We start from the raw sequence: 10,656 nt of genomic DNA, 5'->3' as shown, positions 1-10,656 counted from the left end.
CTAAATAAAGCATAAATCAAATCCCCATCTGAAAACAGGTGGGGATTATTTGACGCTTACGTTCTTAAAGTGGACGAAAAGGAAAAGCTGGTCACTGTCCAAAGCGGAGCGACGTGGGAGGATGTCCAGAAAGCAGTGAACCCTTACGGCTTATCTGTTAAAACAATGCAGGCGCCGAATATTTTCACAGTGGGCGGCTCCATGAGTGTCAATGTGCATGGGCGTGATATTCGCTATGGTCCTTTAATCGAAAGCATCAGGGCTTTTCGGCTGATGAATGCGGATGGGAAAATATTGAATGTGAGCAGGAATGAAAATGAAGAGTTGTTCCGGTTGGTCCATGGGGGATATGGGCTTTTCGGAATCATATTGGACGTTGATATTGAACTGACGGATGATGTGCTTTACCGCGTGGAAAACAAGTGGATCGATTATCATGATTATCCGGAATATTTTAAAGAAAATGTACTGGCAAACCCCGAAATCGAAATGCACAATTCCGGAATATCTGTCGCTCCAAATCACTTTTTAACGGAAATGTATGTGACAAATTATTATCTGGAGAAAGACGGAAAGAAGCTTGAGGATTACAATGAACTGCAGGATGAAAAATTTGTGAGGCGGAATAAGTTTGCTTTCGGCCTGTCAAGGAAGTTTGATTGGGGGAAAAACTTTGTCTGGTATGTGCAAAAGCATGCGTTTAAAGATGGAAAAGTGGAATGGATTTCCCGAAATAATGTGATGCGGCCGGAAGTTAAATTTTTGGATTATGAAGGCAAAAACGATACGGATATTTTGCAGGAATATTTTTTCCCAGTTGATGAATTTCCGAATTTCATTGATAGATTAAGAGATATTTTGGAAGAAGAAAACTTGAATGTATTGAACATTACCGTAAGATATGTGCCTGAAAATGAAGAAGCATTCCTTTCTTACGCAAAACAAGATATGTTTGCACTCGTGTTTTTCATCAATCAAGGTACTTCTGACAAGGAAATTGAAAAGACGGGAAAAGCCGTAAGGAAACTGATTGATCTTGTATTGGATTTTGATGGATCCTATTACTTGCCTTACTATCATTACCCATCAAAGACGCAGATGAAGGAAGCGTATCCCAATGCCGGCCAGTTTTTTGAAAAGAAAAGGGAATATGATCCGGAGGAAAGATTTGTGAACCAGTTTTATGAGGAGTATGGCAAATGAGGTGGATTATACTTTCTCAAAGCATTACAATTCTCGGCAGCAGTCTTGTTTTTCCATTCTATTTGATTTTCATAAAGGAGGTTGGCGGCGGATTTCTTCAATATGGAATCTCTTACGGCTTGTTTACAATCAGTTCGGCTTTTGTGCACGTGATGGTTGGCAGACTTTCAGACCGGATGGGGAGGAAATTATTTCTTCTCATTAATAGCTGGGGGATGGCTGTTTTGCTCTTATTTTTTCCGCTTGTTATTCATGTTTGGCAGGTATATATTTTGCAAGTTTTATTGGGAGCCGCCGGGGCGATGCAAAAAACAAGTGAAAAAGCAATGCTCGGGGATTTTACGAGTCAATCCAACAGGGGAGCAGCAATCGGATACTACCATTTTTGGACGTCCGTTTTTGCAGGGGCAGCGGTGATGCTCGGAGGTTTGATCATTGACCTTTTTACGATTGATATCATTTTTTATATCAGCTCTTTCATTCTTTTTCTCAGCGGCTTTTTTATTTTAAAAATAAAGGAGAGAAACTATGGATAGTTACGGCAACTGGCTGATTGAAGCGACAATTGACGAAATGCAGGGAAAAATGGCGGAAGGTGAAGTGACTTCACGCGGGCTAGTGCAAATGTATCTGCATAGGATAGCGGCGCACGACGGAAAAATCCATTCCATTTTAGAAATCAATCCGGATGCCCTGCATATCGCTGCGGCACTGGATGAAGAAAGAAAAACTAAAGGGGTGAGGGGGGCGCTGCACGGCATTCCCATCCTTTTAAAAGACAATATCGATACAGGAGATAAAATGCATACATCCGCGGGTTCGCTTGCATTGGCCAATCATATCGCGTCAAGGGATGCTTTTGTTGCCGACCGTCTGAGAAAAGCGGGAGCCGTTTTGCTTGGGAAGACAAACATGACGGAATGGGCCAACTTCATGACAACCGGAATGCCGAGCGGCTACAGTTCAATAGGCGGACAGACTTTGAATCCTTACGGACCGGGGAAATTGGACGTTGGAGGATCCAGCTCGGGATCCGGTGCGGCGGTCGCCTGCAATTTTGCTGCAGCAGCCATCGGGACGGAAACATCCGGATCGATTTTAAACCCTTCATTGAAAAATTCGCTTGTGGGAATCAAGCCGACAGTCGGGCTTTTAAGCAGGCGGGGCATCATTCCCATTGCGCACAGCCAGGATACGCCCGGCCCCATGGCAAGAACGGTAAAAGACGCCGCCTATCTTCTCGGGGCATTGGCGGGAGCAGATGAAAAAGATCCGGCAACAAGGGCAATTCCGCCTTCGGCAGCAGCAGATTATGTTGCCGAAATTCAGGGTACCAATATAAAAGGCGTCCGGATCGGAATTGCGGGTGAGCCGTTCACCCTTCGCTTAAGCAAGCATAAATTAGCTCTGATGGAAGAGGCCAAATCAACTCTAAAGGAGCTTGGAGCAGAACTCATCGAAAATATTCAAATCCCCTCTGCCAGGCATACATGGGGTTTTGACATTTTTACATACGAATTCAAAGTCGGCCTCAATGCGTATCTTCAAAATACCCATCCATCGAATCCAATCCGGTCTCTTGCAGATGTCATAAAATTTAACGCAGATCATCCGGACAGAATGCTGAAATACGGGCAAAAGCTATTGGAGATGGCGGAAGAGACGAGCGGTACGCTGACCGAACCGGAATATATTCTCACATTGGATCAGGATCTTCGGCTTTCAAGAGAAGAAGGAATCGACCATGCATTGAAAGAGCACCAGCTGGATGCGATAATGTTTGGAGGGGACAGAGGCTCTGTGATCGCAGCAAGGGCTGGATATCCAACCGTCATTGTTCCGGCCGGGTTTGTTCCAAACGGTGAACCGTTCGGCGTTTCTTTTACAGGAACCGCATTTAGTGAAGCTGTCCTATTAAAGATTGCCTATGCTTTTGAACAGGCGGCGCCCCATCGGAAACCACCGAAAATAAGATAAACATTGAAAGGCCTCATTCAAAGAATGGAGGTCTTTTCGTTATTATAATTAAACCATTTTCTATAAAAATTCACCGGTACGCTCTATAATGCCCTGAACGTGAAATAGGCTCTTACATCAGTAACAACAACCCAAAAGCATCATATTTTGTTGAGGAGAGCAGAGGTTTTTAATTATTTCAATTCGACTCTCTTGTCTGGTTTAGGTTTGCCCTAAATATTAAATACAAAGGGGAGGTACAAATGCAGCATTACCAAAACGAATTGCAAACATTGGGAATGGATAATTACCATGTTAGCGAATTAACTCCTATGAGTTATGTGCAATATCCGACTCAGTTTGACAGTAGGCTTTGTGGTCGTTGTGGCGGTTGTTTTCGCTGTGGTGGTTGTTTTCGCTGAGGCGGTTGTTTTGGCTTTGGCTTTGGCTGTTTTGGAGGATTTTTTATCTAGGTCAAAAATGGTTATGTTATGAAAAGAAATCGCCTCTGCATAATCTTATGCAAGGCGTTTCTTTTCTTGTTTATCATACTGGACAGCTAAAAGTACATAAAATGATAATATGCAATTCGTATCGATTAAGAATAAGGAGGAGCTGAATGTCAAAACTTAACTCGTCCTCACGTCTGAAGGTGAAAAGGGATACATTTTTTCTCCCTGATTCAAAGGGGGGTGTGTATTTCCGAAATAACTTGAGTTCATTTCGAATGGAAGGCAATACGATTTATCAATGGATTGAAAAGTTGATACCGATGTTCAATGGCGAGAAAACATTGGAAGATTTGACAAGGGGATTAACGACACCGTATCGGAACAGGGTTTATGAGATCGGAGAAACGCTGTACAAGAATGGCTTTGTTCGGGATGTAAGCAAAGACACTCCTCATCAGTTAAATAGTTCCGTTCTTGAAAAATATGCTTCGCAAATTGAATTTATAGAGAATTTTGCGGAATCCGGTGCTTATCGTTTTCAAACATATCGTCAAGCTAAAGTTCTGGCTGTTGGCTCAGGCCCCTTTCTAGTTTCATTGGCTTCAGCGTTGATCGAATCGGGGTTGCCTAAATTAAATGTCATGATTACAGATTCTATTCCTACCAGTCGGCTGCGGCTGAACGAACTGGTGCAAAATGCCAGCAAGGCGGATTCCGATGTAGAGTTAGCGGAGGTGCAATTTCAAAAAGAGGCGGGAAAAAGCTTTTGGAAAGAAGTTGTGCATCCCTATGATTGGATTTTGTACGTCTCGCAGGATGGAAATGTAAATGAGCTAAGAAATCTTAACTTAGTTTGCAAAGAGGAAAAGAAGTCATTTGTTCCCGCTATATGTTTACAGCAAGTGGGGCTTTCTGGCCCATTATTTCATCCGGAATCGGAAGGGTGCTGGGAGTCCGCGTGGCGCCGAATCCATCGATCTGCATTGCATCTAGACCAGCGGTCTCATCCTTTCTCTCCAACAACGGGATCGATTCTGGCAAATGTCGCTGTCTTCGAATTGTTTAAGAATGTTACAGGAATTGCAGATTCAGACCAGAGTAATCAAATGTACCTGCTTGATCTTGATACGCTGGAAGGTGATTGGTTATCATTCATCACACACCCGCTGGTTATATCTAGAAGATTTACGCCCAAGCTCGTTGAAGATCTTGATGTAAGGCTCAAACAGGAACCGGCCAGAGATAACCCGCCGACTAACCTCTTGGAACATTTCAGTCGATTAACTTCTGAAAAGATTGGCATATTCCATACATGGGAAGAACGAAGTTTGTCACAGCTTCCGCTTGCCCAGTGTTCTGTTCAGGCGGTTAATCCAATGTCTGAGGGACCGGCAGAGCTTCTGTCAGAAGTTGTCTGTGCCGGCCTAACGCATGAGGAAGCAAAAAGAGAGGCGGGCCTGACTGGCATTGAAATGTATGTTTCACAAATGATCGATTCCTTAGAGTTCAAAAAACAGGATGATAAAGTTAGCGCGAACATAACCGAGGGATTTATAGGCATCGGTGCAGGAGAGACAATTGAAGAGGCTGTATGTCGGGGCTTGCAGGTTTATTTAGAGGAAGAATTGAAAAAAAGAAAGAGTGATCAACAGCATACGATTTTTCATATGCCGTTAGGGTCAATTAAAGATCAGCATTGCAGATTTTATTTAAAAGCTCTGACTACCTTGAACGGTTCACCGACAATCGGCTTGAAAGAGGAAATATTAGGCTTCCCCGTGCTAGGCGTAAGATCAAATGGCCGTTGGTATTCAAATGTAGGTTTAAACACAACATTGGCATTACGAAATGCACTGCAACAAGCGCTTTTGGATACTCCAAATCAGGTGAATTCCGCCATGAGACAAGAGAGGGAGTCAGCGGTTTTACTTAAAAAAACGGAAACCAAGCTTGAAATCCCCTCCTGTGATGAATGGACACAGTTGCAGCTATTACAATCCGCCATTCAAGCTTTAAGTCGAAGCGGCAAACGGCTATTCGTTTATGATCTTACATTTGAACCTTTTCTAAAACAGGAAATGGCAGGGGTGTTTGGTGTGCAGGTACGAGAGGGGGACTCTTGATGGCTGCCCGTATTCTAATTGACGGACAGGGGTTATTAGCGGATTTTGTCTATGATCAATTGTCCGAAAGCTTCATCGTTAAGCGTCAAAGCATAATAGAAGAGGTTCCCGAAGATACAAAACTAGCTCTGGTGCTGCACGATGCCTGGCATCCATCAGTTCATCAAAAAGCGGAAGAAAGATTCAGATCCGCACGTATCCCGTGGCTTCGGGGTTTCGTTTCGTTTGGGGAAGGAATCATTGGTCCATTCGTACGTCCCGATACACCGGGATGTTCCCGCTGTGCAGACTTACGGCGCTTGATAGCCGGACCTGATCGTCAAGAAACATGGAATTTTCAAATGAAAATGGCAGCAGAAGAAAGTGCGAGGCAAGATGCATGGGCATCACGAACCAGCCTATCGCATATGGCAGCTTTGATTTGTAACGAAGTGCAAAAGGTTCTTCAAGGAGAACCCAGCAGCTTGGAAGAAAGGATTTTTATTACGAACCTGAGAACGTTAACGAACTCCAGTCACTTTTTCTTGCCCGACTCATCGTGCCCGGTCTGCAGTCAATTACCTGATGATACATCGGAATTAGCCCGAGTCAAGTTGGAATCAAGTCCGAAAATTAGCAGTGATGGTTATCGCTGTCGCTCGATGGATGAATTAAAAGCCGTGTTGGTCAAAGATTATCTCGATGAACGTACGGGTATCATGAACGGGAAAGTACAGGATTTCACGCTGCCATTTGCGGATGTTATAGTCAACATGCCGCTGTTTGGAGCCGATGAAGGAGTAGCAGGAAGGTCTAATTCTTATGAAATGAGTGAGCTGACTGCCATTCTGGAAGGTTTGGAGCGATATTGCGGGATCGGGCCCCGTGGAAAAAGGACGGTAGTACGTGGTAGTTATCGTCAATTAGAGAATCAAGCACTAAATCCTGCAAGAGTAGGTTTACATGATAAGGAGCAATATGAAAAGCCTGATTTTCCGTTTAAACCGTTTCATCCCGATTATCCAATGAATTGGGTCTGGGGCTACTCGCTTTTACACAATCGTCCTATTCTCGTTCCGGAGTTACTCGCCTATTACAGTTTGGGCTATGGAGAAGGCATTGTTTATGAAACTTCAAATGGATGTGCATTGGGAGGGAGTTTGGAGGAAGCTATTTTCCATGCCATTATGGAGGTCGTCGAGCGAGACTCATTCTTGTTAACCTGGTATGCTCAGCTCCCCCTTCCGGGCATTGACCTTGGCTCTGCCGGTGACAAGGAATTACAGCTGATGGTCGATCGGGTGTGTGAGGTGGCAGGATATGATCTTTATTTTTATAATTCAACGATGGAACATGGGATTCCGAGCGTTTGGGGAGTGGCAAAAAACAGAAAATCAAAGGGGTTAAACCTCATTTGTGCAGCCGGAGCTAACCCTGATCCTGTAAGGGCTGTAAAAAGTACAATTTACGAACTCGCAGGAATGATGTCTAGGCATGGCGATAAACTGGAGGAAATCCGCCAAAAATATGAAAGGATGCTGCGAGATCCGTTCGCTGTGCGCACCATGGAAGACCATGGCCTGCTCTACGGTCTGCCGGAAGCGGAAGAACGACTGAATTTTTTAATGAATGACCACCGTCCTTTACGGACATTTGCTGAGGAATTCGAGCGGCCGCCAAGAAATAATGATTTAAAGGATGATCTTCAGGATATTCTTAACAGGTTCCGCCGATTAAACCTTGAAGTTATTGTGGTTGACCAAACATCACCTGTAACCAAACGGAACGGGTTATTCTGTGTAAAGGTATTGATTCCTGGGATGTTACCGATGACATTTGGGCATCATCTAACCCGTGTGAAAGGGCTGGAGAGGGTGCTCACGGTACCAATGCAACTGGGATTTATGAAGGCACCGTTATCGTATGAACAGCTAAATCCAAATCCCCATCCGTTCCCGTAATGGTAGAGTAGGAGGCGTTCGATTGGAACTGGAAACATTTCTGCACCATCTGCATTTCAACACGGAAAAAGTCTCTCCGCCGGATTGGCAGGTGGATTGGGAAGACGCACCGCTTCCCTATAAACTGTACCGGGGACTACCAGAGATTCCGCTTAACGCAGATGTGCCTTTAAAGCTCGAGAAAAGGGAAGCACATCTAAAACCCGGACTGGTGGAGTTGGGTCATTTCTTATGGTATGTATATGGTCTTACTCAATACTCTCAGTTCGCTTTTAACGAGGGTAAAGCCCAGTCGTTACGGAGGTTTGTTCCCTCTGGAGGGGCACTGTATCCTAATGAAATATATGTATATGTAAATTTCGAAGAAGCTCCAGAGGGCATTTACCATTATGATGTGGCACATCACCGCCTCATTTTGGTGCGAGAAGGAAATTACGATTTCTACTTATCCAGAAGTCTGGAAAATGGTGATCATATTCCGGACTGTTTTTGCACCATTTTCGTCTCAACAGTTTTTTGGAAAAATTTCTATAAATATAATAACTTTTCCTACAGACTCCAAGGGCTGGATGCAGGTGTGATTATTGGGCAATCGTTGGAAGTGGCCAATCGGATGGGGTTTTCTGCACGGGTATGCTACCAATTTCTTGATCGGGCGATCAATCATTTGCTTGGGCTGTCCGATCATGATGAAAGTGTCTATGCCGTGATCCCATTATCTATGAACCAATCAATCAATGTCGTTGACAACGATCATCGCAAAGAGGAAATTGTTTCAGCCTCTGAATTGTGCAAGGAAGTGCCGTTATTAAAGCATGACACCTATAACCGTTCAAAGAGAATCCTTGATTATCCGATGCTGAAAAAAGTCAATGAAGCTTCAATGTTTGAAACAACGGAGTCATTTGTGAAGATAAAGAATAATAAACGTACAAAGCATTCCTTAGGTACAGAGATGATCTTGCTGCCGTTTACGGAGAGCTTTTCGTACGATCTCGCATCCGTTTGCAGGGAGCGGTATTCACCTGATATCGATTTTATAATAGGGAAAGTGAGTCAAACACAACTATCCACTTTATTGAAAGAAACCTTTTCTTTCTCGTATCAGAGTGACCTTGACGAATCGAATGGAAATATTGAGACACGTATTTCTTTGTATGGCAGTTTTTATAACGTAGAGGGAGTCCCAGATGGTGTCTACTCTTATGACAATAGCGTTCATGCACTTCGAAAGATAAATCAGGGGGATCACCGGGAGTTTTTACAAAATGGATTAACAATCCCCAATGTAAATCTGTATCAAGTTCCGCTTTGTTTGCATGTCGTTGGCGAAAGGGATCACCTCAGAGAAGAATTGAGGTATAGGGGTTATCGCATTCAGCAGATGGAAGCGGGCATTCTCGTCCAACGACTGCTTCTGGTGTCGTGTGCCTTAGGAATGGGAGGGCATCCACTGCTGGGCTTCGATGCAAACCGTTGTGATGAGCTTTACAGGATTGATTCGAAAGGAAAAACCTGCTTGATCCAAATCCCGGTCGGTCCATACCGTCCGCGCGCCTGGTTAAAAGGGAGTTTGCATAGCTAGCAAGGACTAGAGTAGAAATTTGTTTTCTGGGTGAGTTGAACTGATTATAATCAACAGAAAGCCGGAATCTATCTATGAAAATAGACAGATTCCGGTTTTCTTTTCGCTATGAATGGTATAGGGAAAATAGAATTATTTATAGATTGGAAGGTGCTTTTCAATGAGTTTGACTGAGTGGCTGGCATTCATCATGTTTTGTATATTGATTCTTTGCATTTTAGTTCCCCTTGTTACCATTGTTTGGATTTACATTTTGGACCGCCGGCAAAAAGAACACTCTGTCCTAAGAAATTATCCGGTGCTTGGAAACGTTCGTTACTTTATGGAAAATATCGGGCCGGAGCTCAGGCAGTATTTGTTCGCCAATAACCGTGAAGGCAAGCCATTCTCCAGGTTCCAGTATGAAAATGTTGTTAAAGCCGGAAAGTATAAAGAGCGGATTCTAGGCTTTGGGTCGGAGCGTGATTTTGAAGAGCCGGGCTTTTACATAAGGAACGCCATGTTCCCAAAATTGAATGAGGAACTTAGGAGCGACCAGAACCCAAAAATCAAGACAAAACTCTATAAGATTGACCATGAAGGCCTGTTTAACCGTAGAGAGCACCGGGAGGATGCCATTGTAGATCCTTATTATCTAACGGACGAGGACGCCGTCGTAATCGGCGAACACACATGCAGATTTCCGTTCAAAGCAAAGGGGCTTGTCGGCCAGTCTGCGATGAGTTACGGGGCGTTGGGCAAAAATGCCATCACCGCATTATCCAGAGGATTGGGGCTTGCCGGAGGCACCTGGATGAACACTGGTGAAGGAGGGCTGTCCAAATATCATTTGGAAGGTGACGTGGATATTATCATGCAAATCGGCCCGGCTTTATTTGGAGTGAGAACACTGGATGGAGATTTCTCCTGGGAATTATTCAAGAAAAAAAGCGAAATCGAAAAAATCAAAGCGTTTGAATTAAAGCTTGCCCAGGGGGCAAAAACAAGAGGAGGACATATACTTGGGGAAAAAGTGACCCCTGAAATTGCGGGAATCCGGAATGTCGCGCCATGGAAAACGATTGACAGCCCGAACCGATTCCGGGATTTTCATGATACAACCAGTCTGATGGATTTTGTCGAGGAACTGAGAGAAGTCGGAGGGAAGCCTATAGGAATCAAGGTTGTTGTCGGTTCAAAAGCGGAAGCCGAAAAGCTGGCCGGCGAAATGGCTGCATGCGGTAAAGTGCCTGATTTCATAACAGTAGATGGGGGAGAAGGCGGAACGGGGGCGACCTTCCAGGAGCTTTCGGATGCAGCCGGCCTGCCGCTTTTTTCGGCTTTGCCCATTCTCGAGTATGAGTAAAATGTTTGTGGGCGAACAAAATGGGAACACGCCATTTCGATCCGTTTTACGA

Annotated in this window: 7 protein-coding genes and 1 pseudogene; all 8 read left to right on the top strand. The window is 44.3% G+C overall.

Annotated elements, in window-relative coordinates; all coding sequences use genetic code 11:
* Positions 1–69 precede the first annotated feature (69 nt).
* A complete protein-coding gene (locus FS666_RS17985; protein ID WP_244943955.1) occupies positions 70–1,203 on the top strand; it encodes an FAD-binding oxidoreductase in 1,134 nt (377 codons plus the stop codon).
* The gene (locus FS666_RS17980) at positions 1,200–1,739 is read left to right on the top strand and encodes an MFS transporter (protein ID WP_144463638.1); all 540 of its coding nucleotides are present in this window, start codon (positions 1,200–1,202) and stop codon (positions 1,737–1,739) included. The genes FS666_RS17985 and FS666_RS17980 overlap by 4 nt, the downstream gene beginning before the upstream one ends.
* Complete coding sequence (locus FS666_RS17975) at positions 1,732–3,180, top strand: amidase family protein (protein ID WP_144463639.1); 1,449 nt, start codon at positions 1,732–1,734, stop codon at positions 3,178–3,180. Before FS666_RS17980 ends, FS666_RS17975 begins: the two co-directional genes overlap by 8 nt.
* Positions 3,181–3,422: 242 nt before the next feature.
* The gene (locus FS666_RS17970; RefSeq protein WP_144463640.1) at positions 3,423–3,581 is read left to right on the top strand and encodes a heterocycloanthracin/sonorensin family bacteriocin; all 159 of its coding nucleotides are present in this window, start codon (positions 3,423–3,425) and stop codon (positions 3,579–3,581) included.
* A 197-nt stretch (positions 3,582–3,778) separates the two neighbouring features.
* Entirely contained in the window at positions 3,779–5,734 is a 1,956-nt protein-coding gene (locus FS666_RS17965) for a putative thiazole-containing bacteriocin maturation protein (RefSeq protein ID WP_144463641.1), read from the top strand.
* A complete protein-coding gene (locus tag FS666_RS17960) occupies positions 5,734–7,674 on the top strand; it encodes a TOMM precursor leader peptide-binding protein (RefSeq protein WP_144463642.1) in 1,941 nt (646 codons plus the stop codon). The genes FS666_RS17965 and FS666_RS17960 overlap by 1 nt, the downstream gene beginning before the upstream one ends.
* Before the next feature lie 22 nt (positions 7,675–7,696).
* On the top strand, positions 7,697–9,259 hold the full coding sequence (locus FS666_RS17955; RefSeq protein ID WP_144463643.1) for a SagB family peptide dehydrogenase: 1,563 nt from the start codon (positions 7,697–7,699) through the stop codon (positions 9,257–9,259).
* A gap of 160 nt (positions 9,260–9,419) precedes the next feature.
* Positions 9,420–10,595 (top strand): annotated as a pseudogene (locus tag FS666_RS17950) (glutamate synthase-related protein); the annotation flags it as partial.
* Positions 10,596–10,656: the final 61 nt, after the last annotated feature.

This window comes from Siminovitchia fortis (assembly GCF_007681465.1).
GTDB lineage: Bacteria > Bacillota > Bacilli > Bacillales > Bacillaceae_C > Siminovitchia > Siminovitchia fortis.
Note: the sequence above shows the minus strand (reverse complement) of the source record. Positions and strands in the feature narration are given on the sequence as shown.

Coding starts and splice junctions, on each gene's coding strand:
- FS666_RS17980 (WP_144463638.1), top strand. CDS start 1,200: ATGAGGTGGATTATACTTTCTCAAAGCATTACAATTCTCGGCAGCAGT.
- FS666_RS17975 (WP_144463639.1), top strand. CDS start 1,732: ATGGATAGTTACGGCAACTGGCTGATTGAAGCGACAATTGACGAAATG.
- FS666_RS17970 (WP_144463640.1), top strand. CDS start 3,423: ATGCAGCATTACCAAAACGAATTGCAAACATTGGGAATGGATAATTAC.
- FS666_RS17965 (WP_144463641.1), top strand. CDS start 3,779: ATGTCAAAACTTAACTCGTCCTCACGTCTGAAGGTGAAAAGGGATACA.
- FS666_RS17960 (WP_144463642.1), top strand. CDS start 5,734: ATGGCTGCCCGTATTCTAATTGACGGACAGGGGTTATTAGCGGATTTT.